The sequence below is a fragment of the Tranquillimonas rosea genome (assembly GCF_900111315.1).
Taxonomy (GTDB): Bacteria; Pseudomonadota; Alphaproteobacteria; order Rhodobacterales; family Rhodobacteraceae; genus Tranquillimonas; species Tranquillimonas rosea.
The window spans coordinates 306,982-328,014 of the sequence record NZ_FOGU01000006.1 but is presented as its reverse complement, the minus strand read 5'-3'; the positions used below and the strand labels follow the sequence as shown (position 1 = coordinate 328,014).

Below are 21,033 nucleotides of genomic sequence, written 5' to 3'. Positions count from 1 at the left end.
CATTCGACGCCGAGCCCGCTCCGGCCGCACCGCGTCGCGCCGCAAGCGGGTCGTTGGCCCCTCCCCGGAATTAAATCTGACATTGATACCCGCAGAAAGTCACGGGAAAAGTCGGGTACGGCTCCACCCACCTTCGAGGGTGTCGCGGGTCCAGCGCTCGCGGTCGTGCAGCCGATAGGCGCCATCGGCCCAGAACTCCATCTCGAGCGGCCGGATCCGGAACCCGCCCCAGTGCGCGGGCCGCGGCGGATCCTCTCCGAACCGGTCACGCGCCTGCTCGACCGCGCGCATCAGGGTCTCGCGGCTGTCGAGCGGCCGGGATTGCTGCGACGCCCATGCGCCCAGACGGCTGTCGAGCGGGCGCGAATGGTAGTACTCATCCGCCTTCGCCCCGTCCTCGCGCTCGACCAGCCCGCGCACGCGCACCTGCCGGCGCGTGGCCTTCCAGTGCAGCACGAAGGCGGCGGTACCGCTGTTCAGCAGCTCGGTGCCCTTGGCGCTGTCGTAGTTGGTGTAGAAGACGAAGGCGTCCGCCTCGATCTCCTTGAGCAGCACGATCCGGACATTCGGCATCCCGTCGGCATCCACCGTGGCCAGGGCCATCGCGTTGGGATCGTTCACCTCCTCGGGCGCGGCCTCGTCCATCCAGAGGCGCGCCAGCGCGAAGGGGTCGTCGCCGTCGAAAACGTCCTGTTGTGCTGGCATGGTCGCTCCTGTCGTCGCCAAGGCGCCCGGCGCCCTTGATGCCCCCAAGCCAATCGCCTAAACGACCGAAACGTGCAAGGCGGCTGATACGGGGCGGGAAATGGCGACTGGATTGCTCGAAGGAAAACGCGGGCTGATCATGGGGCTTGCGAACGACAAGTCCATCGCTTGGGGCGTCGCCCAGGCCTGCGCCGAGGCCGGGGCCGAACTTGCGTTCTCCTACCAGGGTGAGCAGCTTCTCAAGCGTGTGGGCCCGCTGGCCGAAAGCCTGGGGTCCGATTTCGTCGTCCCCTGCGACGTCGGCGACCCGGCGTCGCTCGACGCGCTCTTCGACAGGATCAAGGAAGTCTGGGGCGGGCTCGACTTCGTGGTCCACGCCATCGGCTTTTCCGACAAGTCCGAGCTGCGCGGCCGCTATGTGGACACCAGCCCCGAGAATTTCCGTATGTCGATGGACATATCGGTCTATTCCTTCACCGCCGTGATGCAGCGTGCCGAAAAGCTGATGAACGAGGGCGGCGCCGCCCTGACCCTCACCTATTACGGCGCAGAGAAGGTGATGCCGCACTACAACGTCATGGGTGTCGCCAAGGCCGCGCTCGAGGCGTCGGTGCGCTACCTTGCCGAGGACCTGGGCAAGGACGGCATACGCGTGAACGCGATCTCCGCCGGCACGATCAAGACGCTCGCCGCCAGCGGCATCGGCGATTTCCGCTACATCATGAAGTGGAACGAGTACAATTCGCCGCTCCGCCGCAACGTGACCCAGGAAGAGGTCGGCAAGTCCGCCCTGTATCTCCTGTCCGATCTCGGCAGCGCCGTGACCGGCGAGGTCCTGCACGTTGACGCCGGCTATCACGTCGTGGGCATGAAGGCGGTCGACGCCCCGGACATCACCAAGGCGTAGGCGCGTGATGGGGCCCGAGACCCGGCAGAGTGCCCACCGCGCCGTCCCGGCCGCAAGGCGACAGCCCCGCCCCACCAGGACCGATGCCGCGCGCTCCCGCGCATTTCGGGCGCTTCGCACCGCACCGTTGACACCATCCCCCCTTCTACCCGCTGCGTCGGGACCCGACCCAGCGTTCGGCCCCCGCGATCAGCGCAGTTCCATCCCGCCCGTAGCCACCCTGCGCCCGTGCCGGAGCGCGCCAAGCGCGCGACCGGACCTGCGCATCGCCATAGGATGACCCCCATGTCCACGACCCGCCTGCCCCACGAAAAGGGATTCCACGTCAGCTGGGACCAGCTTCACCGCGACGCCCGCGCCCTTGCCTGGCGCCTCGACGACGGACCGGCCGACGGCGCCTGGCGCGGGGTCGTGGCGATCACCCGCGGCGGCATGGCCCCGGCGATGATCGTCGCGCGCGAGCTCGACATTCGCACCGTCGACACGATCAGCGTCAAGTCCTACAACCACCAGACGCAGGCCGCGGCGCAGGTGCTGAAATCCCCCGACGCCGATCTCATGGGCGACGGCCACGGCATCCTGATCGTCGACGACCTCGTGGACAGCGGCAAGACGCTGGAACTGGTGCGAGAGCTCTATCCCCGCGCCCATTGCGCGACGATCTACGCCAAGCCCAAGGGCCGCGGGATGGTCGACACCTTCATCACCGAGGTCAGCCAGGACACCTGGATCTTCTTCCCCTGGGACATGGCGCTGCAATACGTCGAGCCCTATCGCGGCCGCGACTGACGCGGCGCGCGGTCAGGCCGGCACGCCCGGCAAGCTGACCGTGCCGCCACCGATCGCCGCCGCCACGCCGGTCGTCGACGGCCCCGAGGTCGGCATCCCCCGCGCCACCCGCACCGCCAGGTGCGCGAACGCCTGCGCCTCCAGCATGTCGCCGTTCAGACCGACCTCCTCGACCGCGGCGACCTCGCACTCCACCATCGCGGCGATCATCGCCATCAGCGTCGGGTTCAGCCGCCCGCCCCCGGCCACGAGCAGTTGCGCGGGCGGCGTCGGACAATGCGCCATCGCCTCGGCCACGCAGGCCGCCGCGCAGGCGGTCAGCGTCGCCGCCGCGTCGGCATCCGACAGGCTCTCCACCGCATCGGGCAGCCAGGCAAAGCTGTCCCGGTCGAGCGATTTCGGCGGCATCCGGCGGAAATAGGGCTCGCGCAGCAGCCGCGTCACCACGCCGGCATCCGCCTCGCCCTCGGCCGCCAGCACGCCGTCGGCATCGTGGCCCAGCCCGCGCCGCGCCTGCATCAGGTCGTTGACCGGCGCGTTGGCCGGCCCGGTATCGAAGGCCAGGCACGCGCCCTCGGCCTCCGGCGCGTCGAACCGGGGGTCCGCCCAGGTCAGGTTGCCGACGCCGCCCAAATTGAGGAACGCCACCGGCGCCCGCGCGCCCAGCCACCGCGCGCAGGCGAAATGAAAGAACGGCGCCAGCGGCGCGCCCTCGCCCCCCATGCCCACGTCGGTCGAGCGGAAGTCCCACACCACCGGCAACGCCAGGAGCTCCGACAGGACATGCCCGTCGCCCAGCTGCAGCGTGCCGCGACCGCGCGGGTCGTGCGCCACGGTCTGTCCGTGAAAGCCCACCAGCTCGGCCCCGTCGAACCGGGTCAGCAGCTCGGCATGGGCGGTCTCGACCACTTCCGTCGCGCGGCCCACCTCTGGCCCGCTCCAGTGGCCCAGGGCCGCCCGCAGCACTTCGCGCTCGGCGCCGCTGTAGGGGCGATAGCGGGTCTCTCCGAACGCCTCGATCGTGGTGCCGTCCGTGCGGATCATCGCCGCGTCCACCCCGTCCAGCGAGGTGCCCGACATCGCACCCAGGGCCCAGACCGGGCCGTCGCTCAACACTGCCCTGAGACCTCTGCCCATGAAACCTTTCCTCTGCCCGACCGGCCCGGTATAGAAGGGGCCGCACCCAGGAGAATGGACCGAAAGAGCGATGACCTACCACCCGAAATCGGATTTTCTGGACGTCATGATGTCCCGCGGCTTCCTGGCCGACTGCACCGATTATCAGGGTCTGGACGAGGCGCTGGCCGCCGGCGTGGTGCCCGCCTATATCGGCTATGACGCGACGGCGCAGTCGCTCCATGTCGGCCACCTGCTGAACATCATGATGCTGCGCTGGCTGCAGAAGACCGGGCACAAGCCGATCACGCTGATGGGCGGCGGCACGACCAAGGTGGGCGACCCGTCCTTCCGCTCGGACGAACGCCCCCTGCTGACGCCCGACGCCATCGCCGAAAACATCGCGGGCATGAAGGGCGTGTTCGCCAAGTACCTCGCCTACGGCGATGGGCCCACGGACGCGCTGATGCTCGACAACGCCGAATGGCTCGACGGGCTGAACTACCTCGAATTCCTGCGCGACATCGGCCGCCACTTCTCGGTCAACCGGATGCTCTCGTTCGAAAGCGTGAAGTCCCGGCTCGACCGCGAGCAGTCACTGTCGTTCCTCGAGTTCAATTACATGATCCTGCAGGCCTACGACTTCCTCGAGCTGAATCGCCGCTACGGCTGCCTGCTGCAGATGGGTGGCTCCGACCAGTGGGGCAACATCGTCAACGGCATCGACCTCACCCGCCGCGTGCTCGACCACGAGATCTTCGGCCTGACCTCGCCGCTCCTGACCACCTCCGACGGGCGCAAGATGGGCAAGAGCGCCGGCGGCGCCGTCTGGCTGAACGCCGACATGCTCTCGCCCTACGAGTTCTGGCAGTTCTGGCGCAACACCACCGACGCCGACGTCGGCCGCTTCGCCCGGCTCTACACCGAGCTGCCGGTCGAGGAATGCGACCGCCTCGGCGCCCTCGGCGGATCCGAGATCAACGCCGCCAAGGTCATCCTCGCGAATGCCGTCACCACGCTGTGCCACGGCGCCGACGCCGCCGCCACGGCCGAGGCGACCGCCCGCGAGGTGTTCGAGAAGGGCGGCGCGGGCGACGACCTGCCCACCCTCGCGCTCTCTGCAGACGAGGTCGGCGAGGGCATCTCGATCGTGCAGCTGATCGTCCGCTCCGGCCTCGCCAGGACCGGCAAGGAGGCCAAGCGCCTGATCGCCGACAACGGCGCCCGCCTCGACGACGCTCCGCTCACCGATCCGGGCCTGATGCTCGACGCCGCCGCCCTCGCCGAACCCAAGAAGCTCAGCGCGGGCAAGAAACGCCACGCGCTCGTCACCCTCGCCGGCTAGCGCGGCGATGTCTTCTTCTGTCCCCAAATATCCTCGGGGGGAGCCGGTCCGCAGGACCGGCGGGGGGCGGACAGCCCCCCGCGCCGCCCGACAGGAGCACCGCCGATGACCACCGTTCTCGACCGCATCAAGGCCTACAAGCTCGACGAGATCGCCGCGCGCAAGAAAGCCGTCCCTCCCGCCGAGGTCGACGCCGCCGCCCGCGCGGCCCCCGCGCCGCGCGGTTTCGCCGCCGCCCTGCGCCGCGCGCAACAGGATGGCTACGGCCTGATCGCCGAGGTCAAGAAGGCCAGCCCGTCCAAGGGTCTGATCCGTGCCGATTTCGACCCGCCCGCACTGGCGCGCGCCTACGAGGCCGGCGGCGCGGCCTGTCTCAGCGTGCTCACCGACGGGCCCTCCTTCCAGGGCTCCGACGCCTTTCTCACCGCCGCGCGCGAGGCGACGTCGCTGCCCGCGCTGCGCAAGGACTTCCTCTACGACACCTACCAGGTGGCCGAGGCGCGGGCGCTCCATGCCGATTGCATCCTGATCATCATGGCCTCGGTCACCGACGCCCAGGCCGCCGAACTCGAGAGCGCGGCGCAGTCCTGGGGGATGGACGTGCTGGTCGAGGTGCACGATTCCGACGAACTCGACCGCGCCCTGCGCCTGAACTCGCCGCTGATCGGCATCAACAACCGTGACCTGCACACCTTCGAGACCAGCCTCGACACCACGCGCCAGCTCGCCGCCCGCGTCGGCGGCGACCGCCTGCTCGTCGCGGAATCCGGCCTGTCGACCCCCGCCGACCTCGCCGAACTCGCCCGGCACGGTGCCCGCAGCTTCCTCATCGGCGAAAGCCTGATGCGCCAGCCGGACGTCGCCGACGCCACCCGCGCGATCCTGAAAGACCCGGTGCACGCCTGATGCCCGACCTCACCCATTTCGACGCCGAGGGCCACGCCCACATGGTCGACGTCTCGGACAAGGCCGCGACCGCCCGCCTCGCGGTGGCCGAGGGGCACATCACGATGCGCCGCGAGACGCTCGACCTCATCACCGAGGGCCGCGCCGAGAAGGGCGACGTGATCGGCGTCGCGCGCCTTGCCGGGATCATGGGCACCAAGAAGACCGCCGACCTGATCCCCCTCTGCCACCCGCTGCCGGTCACCAACGTGTCCGTCGACCTCGTGCCCGACACCGCCCTGCCCGGCCTGCGCGCCACGGCCACGGTCAAGACCACCGGCCAGACCGGCGTCGAGATGGAGGCGCTGACCGCCGTCTCCACCGCGCTCCTGACGGTCTACGACATGGTCAAGGCGGTCGAGCGGGGGATGGAGATCGGCGGCATCCGCCTGCGGCTGAAGGCGGGCGGCAAGTCGGGCCGCTACGAGGCCGCCCCGTGATTTCGGTCGAAGAGGCGCTGGACGGCATCCTCGCGCTGGTCGCCCCGCTCGATCCGGAGGACGTCCCCCTGGCCGAGGCGCGTGGCCGCGTCCTGTCGGCGCCCGTGCGCGCCGCACGGGCCCAGCCCCCCTTCCCGTCCTCCGCAATGGACGGATATGCCCTCGCCGCCGGCGATGCGCGCCCCGGCGCCCGGCTCAGGGTGATCGGCCAGAGCGCGGCCGGCCACGGCTTCGACGGCACCGTCGGCCCCGGCGAGGCGGTGCGCATCTTCACCGGCGCCCCGGTGCCGCCGGGGGCCGACCGCGTGGTGATCCAGGAAGACGTCGCGGCCGAGGGCGACACGGTCACGCTGGGCGAGACGCTCGACGACAATCTCTACGTCCGGCCCGAGGGCGGCGATTTCCGCGCCGGCGACGAGGTCTTTCCGCGCCGCCGGCTCGGCGCGGCCGACCTGACGCTGCTGGCGGCGATGAATACCGGTACAATCCGCGCCGCCCGCCAGCCCGAGGTCGCGCTGATCGCCACCGGCGACGAGCTGGCGATGCCGGGCGAGGCCCCCCGGCCCGACCAGATCATCGCGTCGAACACGTTCGGGCTGAAGGCGATGATCGAGGCCGCCGGCGGCCGCGCCCGCCTGCTGCCCATCGCGCGGGACAATGCCGCCTCGCTGACCAAGGCCTTCGATTTCGCCCGCGGCGCGGACCTCGTCGTCACGATCGGTGGCGCGTCAGTCGGGGACCACGACATCGTCGACCGGGTCGCTGCCGCCCGCGGGATGGAACGCGCCTTCTACAAGATCGCCATGCGGCCCGGAAAGCCGCTGATGGCGGGCCGGTTGGACGGCGCGCCGATGATCGGTCTGCCGGGCAACCCCGTCTCGTCCATGGTCTGCGGGCACGTATTCGTCCTGCCCGCGCTCCGCGCCATGCTGGGCCTCGGCGCCGCCCCGGCGCCCCGCGCCCGCGCGCCGCTGGCCGCCCCCGTCGCGGCGAACGGGCCGCGCGAGCACTACATGCGCGCGACGCTCGGCCCCGAGGGGTTGTCCGCGTTCGACCGGCAGGACAGCTCGCTGATGAGCGTCTTCGCCGCCGCGCAGGCGCTGATCGTCCGACCGCCCCATGACGGCCCCCGCGACGCGGGCGACACCGTCGAATACCTGTCCCTGTCGCCCGAGGCTTGACACAAAGCGGGAACGCTGGCAGAACACATGCCGAACGTCCGAGCGGCGTACAGGATGGGAGTGCCGGCTATGCTGACCCGCAAGCAATTGGATTTGCTGACCTTCATCAACGATCGCGTGCAGCGCGACGGTGTGCCCCCGTCCTTCGACGAAATGAAGGAGGCGCTGGACCTGCGGTCGAAGTCCGGCATCCACCGCTTGATCACCGCGCTCGAAGAGCGAGGCTTCATCCGCCGCCTCGCCCATCGCGCCCGCGCGATCGAGATCGTCAAGATGCCCGAGACGGGCAGCCGCGGCGCCTTCGTGCCCGACGTGATCGAGGGCGACGCCCCCGAGACCGATGGCGCGCCGGCGCCCGCGAACACGCTTCCGGTTGCGTCCCACGCATCGGACTTGCCGCTGATGGGGCGCATCGCCGCCGGTGTCCCGATCGAGGCGATCAGCGAGGTCGCGTCGCATGTGTCGGTTCCCGGCACGATGCTGTCTGGCCAGGGCAGCCACTACGCGCTCGAGGTCAAGGGCGACTCGATGATCGACGCAGGGATCAACGACGGCGACATCGTCGTGGTCCGCGAGACGGCAAGCGCCGACAACGGCGACATCGTCGTCGCGCTGGTCGAGGGGCACGAGGCGACGCTCAAGCGGTTCCGACGCAAGGGCGGCATGATCGCGCTCGAGGCGGCGAATCCGGTCTACGAGACCCGCGTGTTCCGGGACGACCAGGTGCAGGTGCAGGGCCGTCTGGTCGGCCTGATCCGCACCTACTGACCGCCCGTCCAGGGCCGGCGCGCCGTGTCGCCGGCCTGCCGCCGCACGATCCCATGGGGCGTGACGGTTAGCGACACGGCACCACCCGCTGACAGCGCCGCGCGGTCCAGCACATCGCAGCTTGCCTGTTCGGCGGGGTCCTCCATCTCGCTTGGCAGCACGACCAGGTCCGCTGTCGCGCAGGCCCCCCGCGCGTTCTCCTGCTGTCCCCGCCCCGAAATCATCGCGACACGCATGCCCTCCAGTTGCGCCACCGTGATACCCGGTGCCACGCGTGACAGGCCGGGCCGCGCCGCCGCCTCGGCCTGCGTCGCGCCATCACCGTCATTCTCGAGCCAGACCGACGCCGGAAACCCGTCGCCGACCGGCTTCGACAGGACACGCCCCCGCTCGGTCGCAAGCCCCATCAGCCGGCCGCTCGACGCGATCAGCAGATCGGGACGCTGCGCCTGGCTCCACAGGCCGAAGGCGAGCGCCACGGGCACGGCCCCCCCCAGCCATCGCGCCCGGCCCTGCCACAGGACCAGCCACAGCAGCCCCAGGCTCAGCACCGGCAGCACGACGGGACCGGGCGACACCACCAGGCTCACCGCCCCCTCCCGCGCGGCGACCCACTCGGCCACGAACAGAATCCAGCGGATCGCGGGGGCCATGATCCACAAACCGACCCATCCCAGCCCAAACGGCGCCAGCACCGCCGCCAGCACCGCGGCGGGCATGACCACGCTGCCCATCAGCGGCACTGCGGCGAGGTTCGCGATCAGGCCGTAGTGTGGCACGCGGTTGAAATGCGCCGCGGCAAACGGCGCCGTGGCAAACCCTGCCACCGCCGAGGACAGCACGACCGCCAGCACCGGCCGAAGCCAGCGCGGCACGTCCCACGGCAGCGCGCGCAGGCCCGAGAACACAGCGACCAGCGCCGTCGTGGCCGCGAAGGACAACTGGAAGCCGGGGCCGGTCATCGCCTCGGGCCGGAGCACCAGCACGATCGTCGCGGCGACGGCCACCGCCCGCAGCGTCAGCGCCCGCCGATCCAGCATCACCGCCACCAGCACCACCGCCGCCATCACGAAGGCCCGCTGCGTCGCCACGTTGCCCCCCGACAGCGCGAGATAGGCCGCCGCCGCGACCAGCGCCCCGCCGGCGGCGATCTTCTTGACTGGCCAGCGCAGGGCGACGGACGGCGGCAGCACGAGCCCCAGCCGCAGGGCGTAGAAGACGACCCCCGTCAAGAGCCCCATGTGCAGCCCCGAGATCGCCAGCAGGTGCGCGAGGTTCGCCAGGCGCAGCTCTTCCACCGTCTCGGCCGAGATGCCCGATCGGTCGCCGGTGGTGATCGCCGCGGCGAAGGCCCCGACCTCGCCCGGCAGCACGGCGCGCACCGCGGCAGAGATCGCGGCCCGCGCTTGCGCCACCGGCACCGCACGTGGTGCAGGCGGCGCATAGACCAGGGCGGGGCTGCGGGTATAGCCGACCGCGCCGATGCCGGCGAACCAGGCCATGCGGCGGAAATCGAACCCGCCGGGCTCGACCGGCCCGGCCGGCGGCGAGAGGTGCCCGGTCAGGATCACCGTCTGCCCCGGTCGCGCCGCAAGTCGCGGTGGCGGACCGTGGAGAGAGACCCGCACCCGCCGCGGCGTCCGCTCGGGGCTTGTGTCGGCCAGCACCACGCGATCCAATGTCAGCCGCGGCGCATCGCTGGCCGAACGGTCGACCTTGACCACCCGCCCTTCCACAGGCCCGTAGTAGCGCCAGCCCAGCACTGGCTCCGCCACCCAGAGGCTGCGCGCGCCGGCCAGCGCCAGCCCCGCGCATATCAGCCAGAGCGCCACGGCAGGCGGCATCCGTGCCGCGACGCGCCGCCCGGCAACAGCGCATGCCAGCAGGATCAGCGCGCCGGTCCCCAGCGCCCAGGGCGCAGGTTCGACCGGCAGCGCAAAGTAGGCGCCGATGCCCGCGCCAAGGCAGACCGGAACCCAGCAGACCAACGCGCCGCGCTGCCCGTCGAACAGCCTGGCGATTGCGGTGGCCAGCGCGCCCACTTGTCCTCCAGAGAGCGATTGACTAGACCGCTGGCACGCTATCTCCCCGCCTGTTTATGAGAGGTTAACGCCGATGTCCCAGCCGCCGGTGGTCACCCGTTTCGCCCCGTCCCCGACCGGGTTCCTGCATATCGGCGGCGCGCGGACGGCGCTGTTCAACTGGCTCTTCGCCCGCGCCAATGGCGGCCGCTTCCTGCTGCGGATCGAGGATACCGACCGCGCGCGCTCGACCGAGGAGGCGACGCAGGCGATCTTCGCGGGGCTCGACTGGCTTGGCCTGGACCATGACGGCGAGGCGATCAGCCAGGCCGCCCGCGCCGACCGTCACGCCGAGGTCGCGCGCGAGATGCTGGCCGCCGGCACCGCCTACAAGTGCTTCTCGACCCAGGAAGAGATCGAGTCGTTCCGTGAAACCGCCCGGCAGGAAGGCCGCTCGACCCTGTTCGAAAGTCCCTGGCGGGACGCCGATCCCGCGACCCATCCCGACGCGCCCTACGCGCTCCGCGTGAAGGCCCCGCGCGAGGGGGAGACCGTGATCGAGGACAAGGTCCAGGGCCAGGTCCGGGTCCGCAACGACCAGCTCGACGACATGGTCATCCTCCGCTCGGACGGCTCGCCCACCTACATGCTCGCCGTGGTGGTGGACGATCACGACATGGGCGTGACTCACGTGATCCGCGGCGACGATCACCTCAACAACGCGGCCCGGCAGATGACCGTCTACCAGGCGATGGGCTGGCCGGCGCCGGTCTGGGCCCATATCCCGCTGATCCACGGCGCCGACGGCAAGAAGCTGTCCAAGCGGCACGGTGCGCTCGGGGTCGAGGAATACCGCGAGATGGGCTTCCCCTCGCCGGCGATGCGCAATTATCTCACCCGGCTCGGCTGGAGCCACGGCGACGACGAGGTGTTCACCACCGAGCAGGCGGTGGAATGGTTCTCGCTCGACGGGATCGGCAAGTCGCCGGCGCGGCTGGACCTCAAGAAACTGGAAAGCATTTCCGGTCATCACATCGCTGCGATGGAGGATGCTGCACTGCTTTCAGAAATCGACAGTTTCCGGGCCGCGATCGGGGCCGATCCCCTGGCCGAGGCCGAGCGCGAGGTGCTGGGCCGGGCCATGTACTGCCTGAAAGACCGCGCGAAGACGCTGCCGCAACTGCTTGAAAAAGCGCATTTCTGCCTGACGCAGCGTCCGATCGAGCCGGACGAGAAAGCGTCCAAATCCCTGGACACTGTATCCAAAGGTATACTGTCAGAATTGACGCCGCACCTGCGAAATGCTAGCTGGTCCCGCGACACGCTGGAAGGCATCGTGGCCGGCATTGCGGAAGAGCACGGGCTGGGACTCGGCAAGGTGGCTCAGCCGCTTCGGGCCGCACTGGCCGGCCGCACGGTTTCGCCCAGCGTCTTCGACATGATGCTCGTCCTTGGCCGGGACGAAACACTCGCCCGGCTGACCGACGCTGCGGCTTGAACGCTGGGGCGCTTGGTCTGCGCCCCCGCCCGGAACATTCCCCGCGCGCGCCCGACGCGCCCGGGCCACCTGGAAGGGAATAACGCATGTCCGACAGCCAGAAGACAGCCAAAGTGAGCTTCGACGACAAGGAGCTCGAGCTGCCCATGTACGCCCCCACGGCCGGGCCCGAGGTGATCGATATCCGCAAGCTCTATTCCGAGGGCGGCGTCTTCACCTACGATCCGGGCTTTGCCTCGACCGCCGCCTGCGACAGCACGATCACCTTCATCGACGGTGACAAGGGGCAATTGCTGCACCGCGGCTACCCGATCGACCAGCTCGCGTCCAAGTCGCATTTCCTCGAGGTCTGCTATCTCCTGCTCTACGGCGAACTGCCGACCGCAGAGCAACTCGAGGATTTCGAGCATCGCGTGACCAACCACACGATGCTGCACGAGCAGATGCAGAACTTCTTCCGCGGCTTCCGCCGTGACGCGCACCCGATGGCCGTCATGGTGGGCGTTGTCGGCGCGATGTCGGCCTTCTACCACGATTCCACCGATATCTCCGATCCCTGGCAGCGCGAGGTCGCCTCGATCCGGCTGATCGCCAAGATGCCGACGATCGCCGCCTGGGCCTACAAGTACTCGGTCGGCCAGCCGTTCATCTATCCGCGCAACGACCTGGACTATGCGTCGAACTTCCTGCGCATGTGCTTCGCCGTCCCGGCCGAGGATTACAACGTGGACCCGGTGCTGGCCCGCGCGATGGACCGCATCTTCACGCTGCACGCCGATCACGAGCAGAACGCCTCGACCTCGACGGTGCGTCTCGCCTCGTCCTCGGGCGCGAACCCGTTCGCCTGCATCGCGGCCGGCATCGCCTGTCTCTGGGGACCGGCACATGGCGGCGCCAACCAGGCCTGTCTCGAGATGCTGCGCGAGATCGGGACGCCGGACCAGATCCCCGAATACATCGCCCGCGCGAAGGACAAGAACGATCCGTTCCGCCTGATGGGCTTCGGCCACCGCGTCTACAAGAACTTCGACCCCCGCGCGAAGGTGATGAAGCAGTCCGCCGACGAGGTGCTGGACCTGCTCGGGATCGAGGACAACCCGACGTTGCAGACCGCCAAGGAGCTGGAACGTGTCGCGCTGGAGGACGACTACTTCGTCGAGAAGAAGCTCTACCCCAACGTCGACTTCTACTCGGGCATCATCCTCGACGCGATGGGCTTCCCCACGTCGATGTTCACGCCGATCTTCGCCGTGGCGCGGACCGTGGGCTGGATCTCGCAGTGGAAAGAGCAGATCAGCGACCCGCAGCTGCGTATCGGCCGGCCGCGCCAGCTGTACCAGGGCAAGACGCTGCGCGACTACGTGGACGTCGAAAACCGCTGACCGGACCGCGCTCCGACAGGACAGAAAGGCCGCCACGCATCGCCGTGGCGGCCTTTTTCATGCGCTGACCGCCGGCACGAATCGCGTGATACGATAGGTTGGGACCTGACCGTTCGTCGTGCCGCACCTATCGTTCGATCAATAGTTCATTATACTCTTGGGCGACACAGTGGCAGCGCACCTGACCCGAAAGACAGGTCTGCCCTTTTTTCGCCCCAGTCCGCAGCCAATTCGTAAACAGCTGCAATACGAACAGGACAAGAAAAATGGCATTGCCGAAGGTGAAGCTGTTCGGACGAAACACCTCCGCCGACAAGGACGAAGCCGGCGCGGCTCAGGATGCAGGCGATACCGATCACGCGCATGACGAGCAGTTCGAGACGGTCGACGGCGAGTCGTTGTCGTTCATGATGGAGGGCAAGGCGAGCATCGGCGTCTCGATCTCCGAGAACGGCGACGGCACGCTGACCTTCACGCTTGACGTGTTCGACAGCCACGGATCGGGCAACGTGCAGGGCGTGTTCCTCGATGCCGTGGACGACGACCTGTCCTCCGGCCTGTTCGCGCAGGGCGCCCAGGTCGACGGTCAGGCCTTTGCCGCCGGCGGTGTCGACGGCGTGATGGGACACTCGTCCTCCCTGCCCCCGGATGGCGACCTCTATGACGGCGGCGTTTCGCTGGATCCCGCGAAGGGTCCGGCGACCTTCACGCTCGGGCATGTCAGCGCGCCGCTGTTCCTGGAGGATTTCGAGGGGATGGACATGGCCGTGCGCCTGTCGCCCGGCGACGACGACCCGAACGGCGACAGCCTCAAGGTCGAGGGCCAGGTGCCGCTCCTGCAGGACGAGCCCGAAGAGGATGAGGTCGCGGAGGACGACGATACCGTCGTCGACTTCCCCGTGCCGATGGTCGAGATCGACGAACATGCGCTCGAGGACGAACAGCAGGCGCAGGACGACGACGACACGGACGATTTCGCCGACCTGTGATCGGACCGGGCGGCCGCGCAGGGCGACCGCCCGTCGCTGGCCTCAGGCGGCCTTGCGGGTGCCGTCGAGGAACGGATAGTCCGTATAGCCCCGCTCGTCGCCGCCATAGAAGGTGTCGCGATCCTGCGGGTTCAACTCGGCACCGCGGCGGAAGCGCTCGGGCAGATCGGGGTTCGCGATGAAGTCGCGCCCGAAGGTCACGGCGTCCGCATGGCCCTTGGCGATGGCCGTCGCGGCACTGTCGGCGGTGTAGTCGCCATTGCCGATGTAGAACCCCGACCACAGCCCGCGCAGACGCTCCAGCAGCGCACGGGACGCGTCGTCGGTGTCGTTGCCGGGGAACTTCTCGACCACGTGCAGGTAGGCCAGCCGCTTCCTGTCGAGCATGCCGTAGACATGGCCGAACAGCGCCTCGGGGTCACTGTCGCCCATGTCGTTCGCCTGCCCCAGCGGCGACAGGCGGACGCCCACGCGGTCGCTGCCCCAGACCTCGGTCACGGCATCGACGACCTCGGACAGCAGCCGCGCCCGGTTCTCGACGCTGCCACCATAGGCATCGGTACGCTTGTTCGAGATGTCCTGCAGGAACTGGTCCAGCAGATAGCCATTCGCCCCATGCACCTCGACGCCGTCGAACCCGGCGCGCTTGGCGAGTGTTGCGGCGTGGCGGTACTGCGCGATCAGGTCGGCGATCTCGTCCTCGGTCATCGCGTGGGGCTCGGAGGTATCCTCGAACCCGTTCTGCGTGAAGGTCTGGGCATTGGCCCGCACGGCCGAGGGCGCCTGCGGCGTCGCGCCGTCGGGCAACAGGGACACGTGGCTGATCCGCCCGACATGCCACAATTGCAGGAAGATGCGACCGCCATTGGCGTGCACGGCGTCGGTGATCTTGGACCAGGCCTCGGCATGGGCCTCGGTGTGGATGCCCGGCGTGTCGACATAACCCTTGCCGAGCGCGCTGATCTGCGTCGCCTCGGACACGATCAGGCCGGCGCTGGCCCGCTGGGCATAGTAGGTCTGCGAGACGTCCCAAGGCGTGCCGTCGGACTGCGCACGGTTGCGCGTCAGCGGCGCCATCAGGACACGGTTCGGAAGGTCGAGATCGCCCATCCGGGCGGTCTGGAAGAGAGGTGCGTGATCGGTCATCCGTCTTTTCCTTTTTAGGGTCGGGATCGACAATGCGGTCCGGAACGTCCCGGCCATCTGGGCGTTCCGGCCCCGTGCGTCATCCCCACGCACACTGAATGTGCGCCGCTGCAACGCGGCATCCCGCCCGGGACATGGCGCGCACACACGGGCTTGTCAGGGGCCTCGCCGTGCGTCATCGGGCGTGTCCTTCGCCCCCTCATCACAAGGCCCGCGCTCCATGCTCATCGATATCGACGTCCAGCTCGACTACGACCTCGCCGGCATCACTGATATCCTTCTGCAAATCGAGGCCTCGCCGCTGATCGACCAGTCGATCCAGCGCGCGCATATCGACGCGGGCGCGACCGAGCACTTCTTCCGAATCCCCGCCGAAGAGGCCGTGGGCGAGCGGATCTGGCTGCGCGTGACCGACCGGTTCGTCTGCAGCTATACCGCCAGGATGGAGATCCAGCGCCAGGCGCCCGACATCTCTCGGCTGTTGCACCAGCCGGTGCACATGCTGCCACCCGAGACGATCAAGTACCTGATGGCCTCGCGCTATTGCCCCTCGGACGAGTTCCAGTCCTTCGCCGCCGCCGAGTTCGGCAATTCGATGGGCGGCGAGCGCATGGTCGCGATCCTGAACTGGATCACCGATAACCTCGCCTACGTGCCGGGCGTGAGCGGGCCCTGGACCACCGCCACCGACACATTCGTACAGCGACAGGGCATCTGCCGCGACTTCGCACATGTCTGCGTGACGCTGGCCCGCGCCTCGGCCATTCCCGCCCGCATCGTCAGCGTCTACGCGCCCGAGATCGACCCGCCGGACTTTCACGCCGTGGCGCAGGTGTTCCTCGACGGCAAGTGGCACCTGGTCGATCCCACGGGCATGACGACGCCCGACCGCATGGCGATCGTCGGTGTCGGCCGCGACGCCGCCGACATCGCGTTCATGACGCTCTACGGCTCGGCGACGCTGAACCGCCAGAGCGTGACGGTGAACGCGGTCTAGCGTCCTTCGAACGCGGCGGGCCGCTTTTCGAGGAAGGCCATCACGCCTTCGCGGAAATCCCGGCTCTTGCCGCATTCGCCCTGCAACTGCGCCTCGAGCGCCAGCTGCGTGTCGACATCGTTGTCGAACGACGCACGGATCGCCGTCTTGACGCCGGCATAGGCGGTGGTCGGCCCCTGGGCCAGCGCCTGCGCGCGCTGGCGCCAGTGCTGGTCAAAGACGTCGTCGGCCACCGCTTCCCAGATCATACCCCACTCGGCGGCCTGGCGTGCGCCAACGGGCTCTCCGAACAGCGCCGCCCCCATCGCGCGGGCAAAGCCGACCTGACGCGGCAGCCAGTAAGTACCGCCCGCGTCGGGGATCAGCCCGATCCGGGTGAAGGCCTGCAGGAACACCGCCGATTCGGCCGCGATCACCACGTCGGTCGCCAGCGCCAGGTTCGCCCCGGCCCCGGCCGCCGCACCGTTCACCGCCGAGATCGTGGGCACCGGACAGTCGTAGATCGCCTTCAGCAGCGGTTCGTATTCGTCGCGCAGCACGCCCTCGAAATCCGCCGCATTGAGCGACTGGCCGTCGCCCAGGTCCTGCCCAGAGCAGAACGCCTCGCCCGCGCCGGTCAGGACGACGACCCGCACCTCGTCCGGCAGACGGCGCATCACGTCCAGCAGCTCGGCCCGCATCTGGCTGTTGAGCGCGTTGCGCCGGTCGGGGCGGTTCAGGGTCACGACGGCCATCCCGCCGGAGACCTGCATCTCGATCGTTTCGTAATCCATCGCGGGCGATCCCTCCTTGCCGTCAGGGCGGACGATGCCCGCCCCGGTTCCGCAAGGAAAGCGGAACGCCCCGTTACTTGCCCAGAAGCCGGTCCAGCCGCGCCTGCTCTTCCGAACTCAGGCTGTCGTTCTGCGCAGCGCTCGGGCGGCGTCGCAGGGCAAAGACGGCAATGCCGATCCCGAGGATCAGAAGCGCCGGCCCCGCCGTCCAGAGGATCAGGTTCGCGCCGCGGGCATTGGGGCGCAGCAACACGTATTCGCCATAGCGATCGACGATGAAGTCGACGACCTCGGCGTTGCTGTCCCCGGCCACAAGCCGCTCGCGCACCAGCAGGCGCAGGTCGCGGGCCAGGTCGGCGTTGCTCTCGTCGATGCTTTCGTTGCGGCAGACAAGGCAGCGCAATCCTTCGGAAATCTCGCGCGCCCGCTGTTCGAGCGCGGGATCCTCCAGCATCTCGTCAGGCTGCACCGCGATCGCCGCGACCGGCGGCAGCGCGAGCGAGAGCGCCACCGTCAGGGCAAGCGCCAGCCGCCTCATTCCGCCGGCACCGCGCGACGTGGCGCCTTGCCCGCCCCGGCCGCGACGCGATAGCGGCGGTCGGTCAGGCTCATAACCCCGCCGAGCGCCATGATGATCGCCCCGGCCCAGATCCAGTTGGCGAAGGGCTTGATGTACGAGCGCACAGCCCAGGCGCCGCCCGACTGCCGGTCGCCGATCACGAGGTAGAGGTCGCGCAGCACGCCGTTGTCGATCCCCGCTTCGGTCGTGGGCATCTGCGCCACGGGATACCGCCGCTTCTCGGGCGTCAGCGTCGCCACCTCGCGGCCGCTGCGCGTCACCTGCATCATGCCCATGGTCGAGACGTAGTTCGGGCCCTCGACCTCTTCGACGCTTTCCAGCGTGATCTCGTAGGGGCCGACGCGGAACGGCTCGCCAACCTCGGCCACGCGGATGTCCTCGACCTGCCAGGCGGTCATCGCGGCGATGCCGAAGATGGTGATCCCGAAGCCGCCGTGTGCGATCGCCTTGCCCCAGTCGGCCCGCGGCAGGCGCCGCAGTCGCCGGGCCTTGTCGGACAGCCCGCCCCGGCCCGCGCGCTGCCACAGGTCCATGCCCGCGCCCAGAACCAGCCACGCCGCCAGCACAGCGCCGACCGGCGCCAGGATCGACCGCCCTGTCTGCATCGTCCAGACCAGCGCCCCCAGCGCGACCGACAGCGCCATGATGCCCCACAGCGGGCGCATGACGCGCCCCATGCGGGCACGCTTCCACGGCATCGCGGACCCTATGGGCAGGATCATCGCCAACGCCACCATGAACGGAGTGAAGGCCGCGTCGAAGAACGGCGGTCCGACGCTGAGCTTGCGGTTGAAGGCCAGCTCGGCCACCAGCGGCCAGACCGTGCCGATGAACACCACGAACGCGCTCACCGCCAGCAGGACGTTGTTGGCCACCAGCGCGGTCTCGCGGCTGGCCAGCGCGAACACGCCCTTCGCCTCCATCGCGCCGGCGCGCGCGGCATAAAGCGTCAGCGCCCCGCCCATGAATACCGCCAGGATAAGCAGGATGAACACGCCGCGTTCGGGGTCGTTGGCGAAGGCATGAACGCTGGTCAGCACGCCCGAGCGCACGATGAACGTGCCGATCAGCGAAAACCCGAAGGCCAGGATCGACAGCAGGATCGTCCAGCTTTTCAGCGCCTCGCGCTTTTCGGTGACGATGGCCGAGTGCAGCAACGCCGCCGCGATCAGCCACGGCATGAAGCTGGCGTTCTCGACCGGATCCCAGAACCAGAAGCCGCCCCAGCCCAGCTCGTAATACGCCCACCACGACCCCAGCGCGATGCCGATGGTCAGGAACAGCCACGCCGCCAGTGTCCAGGGCCGCACCCAGCGCGCCCAGGCGGCGTCCACCCGCCCCTCGATCAACGCGGCGACGGCAAACGAGAATGCCATCGAGAGCCCGACATAGCCCAGGTAGAGGAACGGCGGATGAAAGGCGAGACCGGGATCCTGCAGCAGCGGGTTCAGGTCCTGCCCGTCAAAGGGCGGCTGGGCCAGCCGGTCGAACGGGTTCGAGGTCAGCAGGATGAAGGCGTAGAACGCCACCCCGATCGCGGCCTGCACGCTCAGCACCCGCGCGCGGAGCCTCTCGGGCAAATTGGCCCCGAACCAGGCCGCCGACGCGCCGAACAGTGCCAGGATCAGCACCCACAGCAGCATCGAGCCCTCGTGGTTCCCCCAGACGCCCGTCACCTTGTAGAGCAGCGGCTTCAGCGTGTGAGAGTTATTGACCACGATCCGCAGCGAGAAATCCGAGGTCACGAAGGCGTAGGTCAGCGCCGCGAACGAGAACGCGACGAACAGGAACTGCGCCGTCGCCGCGGGTTCCGCCGCGGCCATCCAGCCGCGCCAGCCATTCTGCGCGCCCACCATGGGCACGATCATCTGCACCACCGCAACCAGCGCCGCGAGGATCAGGGCGAAATGTCCGAGTTCCACGATCATGGCGGCAGGATAGACCCTTGCGCGGGCGCCGCCAATGGGTGCGCCGCCCGTCGGCGTCGATGTCGCACTCCTGTGACCGAAGGTTCAGCGCGGCGTAAGATACTGCCGCAGAACCGAATCCAGGCGCGCGGCGGCGCGACCGTGCCGGGCGGCGTCCGCGATCAATCCGCGCCCCCTGCAAATGCGACGCAGCCAAGGTGCAAGAGCGCCCCTCATCGGGCGAAGGCGGCGCGGGGCAGCCGCTCGCGGATCAGGGTGGTCATCTCGATCATCACCTCGGTGTTCTTGTTCAGCGCCTCGCGGGTGGCGTCCTCCTTCTGCGCGTCGCGGAACAGCAGGTAGAACACGAGCAGCACCCAGGGACCGTATTCCGCCACCAGCCGCAGGATCAGGTCACTCATCGCGCCCGCGCCTCCAGTCGTCCAGCGCCGGGTTGCCGGTGCCGCCGTCGCTCAGCGCCACCGCGGCCGACCGTGCGAGAGTGCGCTGCATCTCGTGCCCCTTCGCCTGATGCCGGGCGCCGAAATAGAACGAAACGATCGCCCCCATCAGCCACCACAACGGCTCGGGCACCAGCGAAAGCCCCGCCATCCGCGCGGCGAACCACTCGGGCGCCGCCATCGCCGCACCGAACAGCGCGAGCGTTCCCAGCGCCATCGCCGGGCGCGGCAGCCGGTTGGCCCCGTCGACCGCCCTGTCGAAAAGCCCTCGCCCGGCGCCGAACTCGGCCGCGAACTGCGTCAGCGCCGCCTGTTTCAGACGCGCGTCGCGCGCCGCGTCGGCCTCGGCGTTGACGCGGAACACCTCCGCCGTCTCGGCGACGAGGTTGCCGCCTTGCCCGAACAGCAGCGTCATACCACGGTCGATCAGTCCCATGCAGCCGTCCTCCGTGCATGCTCGGCCTCGGTCAGGTGGTAGCGGGGAGAAATGAAATCCTCCGCCCGGCGGATCCAGCCGCCCTTGCCGCCATCCCGCCGCCGCGCGTATTTGCGGCTTGCCGGGCGCCGGTCGGCGAGGGCGTAGTAATAGTTCCGCCGCGCGATTCCATAAGCGTCGGCCAGGTGCCGCGGCGCCGCCGACCGGGCCAGCGCGGCCGCCGCCAGCGTCTGCGGCCCGATGATGCCGTCCGCGGCGACGGACTGCCCCATGTCGCACAGCAATCGCTGGAGGATCTTCACCGCGTTCGCGCCGGCATTGACGTACATGTCGAACACGCTTGCCTGCAGGCAGTCGGGCAGTTCGGCGATCCGCGGTCGTCGGAAATAATGCTCGACGAAGATGTCCCGCGCCCGGGCGCGACTGACGCGGCGCACGTCCTCGGTGTCGACATCGCCGTCGCCGTCGAGGTCCAGCCCCAACCGGCGCAGGGTGCCGATCGTGACACCGTGCTGCGTCGCCCCGCCCGGATCGTCGGGGTCGTTAACGAAGCCGCCCTCGCGGGCCACGATGTCATCGGCAATCTCGATAACGCTCTGCATCCCGTCACACCTCCCCAACCGGAACCGGGGGAAAATGTGCCGGAG

General features: G+C 69.2%; 21 protein-coding genes. 11 read left to right on the top strand and 10 right to left on the bottom strand.

Annotation, left to right across the window (positions count from 1 at the left end):
- Positions 1 to 99 precede the first annotated feature (99 nt).
- The gene (gene pdxH / locus BMZ25_RS12565) at positions 100 to 705 is read right to left on the bottom strand and encodes a pyridoxamine 5'-phosphate oxidase (RefSeq protein WP_092694083.1); all 606 of its coding nucleotides are present in this window, start codon (positions 703 to 705) and stop codon (positions 100 to 102) included.
- Between the two features lie 100 nt (positions 706 to 805).
- On the opposite strand from pdxH, the gene fabI reads away from it, so the two are divergent.
- On the top strand, positions 806 to 1,612 hold the full coding sequence (gene fabI / locus BMZ25_RS12560) for an enoyl-ACP reductase FabI (RefSeq protein ID WP_092694081.1): 807 nt from the start codon (positions 806 to 808) through the stop codon (positions 1,610 to 1,612).
- Between the two features lie 285 nt (positions 1,613 to 1,897).
- Positions 1,898 to 2,401: a xanthine phosphoribosyltransferase gene (gpt, locus tag BMZ25_RS12555; protein WP_092694079.1), complete on the top strand. Its 504-nt coding sequence runs from the start codon at positions 1,898 to 1,900 to the stop codon at positions 2,399 to 2,401.
- 12 nt (positions 2,402 to 2,413) lie between these two features.
- Here the strand turns inward: gpt and BMZ25_RS12550 are convergent, their stop codons facing one another.
- Positions 2,414 to 3,517, bottom strand: coding sequence for an anhydro-N-acetylmuramic acid kinase (locus tag BMZ25_RS12550; protein WP_177190458.1), 1,104 nt, complete (start codon positions 3,515 to 3,517; stop codon positions 2,414 to 2,416).
- 91 nt (positions 3,518 to 3,608) lie between these two features.
- Between BMZ25_RS12550 and tyrS the strand changes: the two genes are divergently transcribed.
- From tyrS to lexA, 5 genes are all read left to right on the top strand, one after another.
- Positions 3,609 to 4,862 (top strand): tyrosine--tRNA ligase, encoded by a 1,254-nt coding sequence (gene tyrS / locus BMZ25_RS12545; protein ID WP_092694075.1) that lies wholly within the window; start codon positions 3,609 to 3,611, stop codon positions 4,860 to 4,862.
- Between the two features lie 105 nt (positions 4,863 to 4,967).
- Complete coding sequence (gene trpC, locus BMZ25_RS12540) at positions 4,968 to 5,768, top strand: indole-3-glycerol phosphate synthase TrpC (RefSeq protein WP_092694073.1); 801 nt, start codon at positions 4,968 to 4,970, stop codon at positions 5,766 to 5,768.
- Positions 5,768 to 6,247, top strand: coding sequence for a cyclic pyranopterin monophosphate synthase MoaC (moaC, locus tag BMZ25_RS12535; RefSeq protein ID WP_092694071.1), 480 nt, complete (start codon positions 5,768 to 5,770; stop codon positions 6,245 to 6,247). The genes trpC and moaC overlap by 1 nt, the downstream gene beginning before the upstream one ends.
- Positions 6,244 to 7,428, top strand: coding sequence for a molybdopterin molybdotransferase MoeA (locus BMZ25_RS12530; RefSeq protein WP_092694069.1), 1,185 nt, complete (start codon positions 6,244 to 6,246; stop codon positions 7,426 to 7,428). Before moaC ends, BMZ25_RS12530 begins: the two co-directional genes overlap by 4 nt.
- Before the next feature lie 69 nt (positions 7,429 to 7,497).
- Positions 7,498 to 8,196 carry a transcriptional repressor LexA gene (gene lexA, locus BMZ25_RS12525; RefSeq protein WP_092694067.1) on the top strand — a complete coding sequence of 233 codons (699 nt, stop codon included), beginning with the start codon at positions 7,498 to 7,500 and terminating at the stop codon, positions 8,194 to 8,196.
- On the opposite strand, the gene BMZ25_RS12520 is transcribed toward lexA, so the two are convergent.
- Entirely contained in the window at positions 8,190 to 10,238 is a 2,049-nt protein-coding gene (locus tag BMZ25_RS12520; RefSeq protein ID WP_235859860.1) for a ComEC/Rec2 family competence protein, read from the bottom strand. The genes lexA and BMZ25_RS12520 overlap by 7 nt on opposite strands.
- A 73-nt stretch (positions 10,239 to 10,311) precedes the next feature.
- On the opposite strand from BMZ25_RS12520, the gene gltX reads away from it, so the two are divergent.
- From gltX to BMZ25_RS12505, 3 genes are all read left to right on the top strand, one after another.
- Complete coding sequence (gltX, locus tag BMZ25_RS12515; protein ID WP_092694065.1) at positions 10,312 to 11,715, top strand: glutamate--tRNA ligase; 1,404 nt, start codon at positions 10,312 to 10,314, stop codon at positions 11,713 to 11,715.
- 86 nt (positions 11,716 to 11,801) lie between these two features.
- Entirely contained in the window at positions 11,802 to 13,097 is a 1,296-nt protein-coding gene (gene gltA / locus BMZ25_RS12510; RefSeq protein WP_092694063.1) for a citrate synthase, read from the top strand.
- Between the two features lie 266 nt (positions 13,098 to 13,363).
- Positions 13,364 to 14,086: a hypothetical protein gene (locus tag BMZ25_RS12505; RefSeq protein ID WP_092694061.1), complete on the top strand. Its 723-nt coding sequence runs from the start codon at positions 13,364 to 13,366 to the stop codon at positions 14,084 to 14,086.
- Between the two features lie 42 nt (positions 14,087 to 14,128).
- Here BMZ25_RS12505 and BMZ25_RS12500 read toward each other — a convergent pair whose 3' ends face one another.
- A complete protein-coding gene (locus BMZ25_RS12500) occupies positions 14,129 to 15,232 on the bottom strand; it encodes an alkene reductase (RefSeq protein WP_092694059.1) in 1,104 nt (367 codons plus the stop codon).
- A gap of 220 nt (positions 15,233 to 15,452) precedes the next feature.
- On the opposite strand from BMZ25_RS12500, the gene BMZ25_RS12495 reads away from it, so the two are divergent.
- Complete coding sequence (locus tag BMZ25_RS12495; protein WP_092694057.1) at positions 15,453 to 16,229, top strand: transglutaminase-like domain-containing protein; 777 nt, start codon at positions 15,453 to 15,455, stop codon at positions 16,227 to 16,229.
- Here the strand turns inward: BMZ25_RS12495 and BMZ25_RS12490 are convergent.
- The 6 genes from BMZ25_RS12490 to BMZ25_RS12465 all read right to left on the bottom strand — a co-directional run bounded on the left by BMZ25_RS12490 (position 16,226) and on the right by BMZ25_RS12465 (position 20,988).
- Positions 16,226 to 17,002, bottom strand: coding sequence for an enoyl-CoA hydratase-related protein (locus tag BMZ25_RS12490; protein ID WP_092694055.1), 777 nt, complete (start codon positions 17,000 to 17,002; stop codon positions 16,226 to 16,228). The genes BMZ25_RS12495 and BMZ25_RS12490 overlap by 4 nt on opposite strands.
- Positions 17,003 to 17,075: 73 nt before the next feature.
- Positions 17,076 to 17,540 carry a cytochrome c-type biogenesis protein gene (locus BMZ25_RS12485; protein WP_092694053.1) on the bottom strand — a complete coding sequence of 155 codons (465 nt, stop codon included), beginning with the start codon at positions 17,538 to 17,540 and terminating at the stop codon, positions 17,076 to 17,078.
- Complete coding sequence (locus BMZ25_RS12480; RefSeq protein ID WP_092694051.1) at positions 17,537 to 19,510, bottom strand: heme lyase CcmF/NrfE family subunit; 1,974 nt, start codon at positions 19,508 to 19,510, stop codon at positions 17,537 to 17,539. The genes BMZ25_RS12485 and BMZ25_RS12480 overlap by 4 nt, the downstream gene beginning before the upstream one ends.
- A gap of 212 nt (positions 19,511 to 19,722) precedes the next feature.
- Positions 19,723 to 19,911: a hypothetical protein gene (locus BMZ25_RS12475; protein ID WP_092694049.1), complete on the bottom strand. Its 189-nt coding sequence runs from the start codon at positions 19,909 to 19,911 to the stop codon at positions 19,723 to 19,725.
- Positions 19,904 to 20,386 (bottom strand): holin family protein, encoded by a 483-nt coding sequence (locus tag BMZ25_RS12470; RefSeq protein ID WP_092694047.1) that lies wholly within the window; start codon positions 20,384 to 20,386, stop codon positions 19,904 to 19,906. Before BMZ25_RS12470 ends, BMZ25_RS12475 begins: the two co-directional genes overlap by 8 nt.
- Positions 20,377 to 20,988 (bottom strand): holin-associated N-acetylmuramidase, encoded by a 612-nt coding sequence (locus tag BMZ25_RS12465; protein WP_092694045.1) that lies wholly within the window; start codon positions 20,986 to 20,988, stop codon positions 20,377 to 20,379. Before BMZ25_RS12465 ends, BMZ25_RS12470 begins: the two co-directional genes overlap by 10 nt.
- Between the last annotated feature and the right edge of the window lie 45 nt (positions 20,989 to 21,033).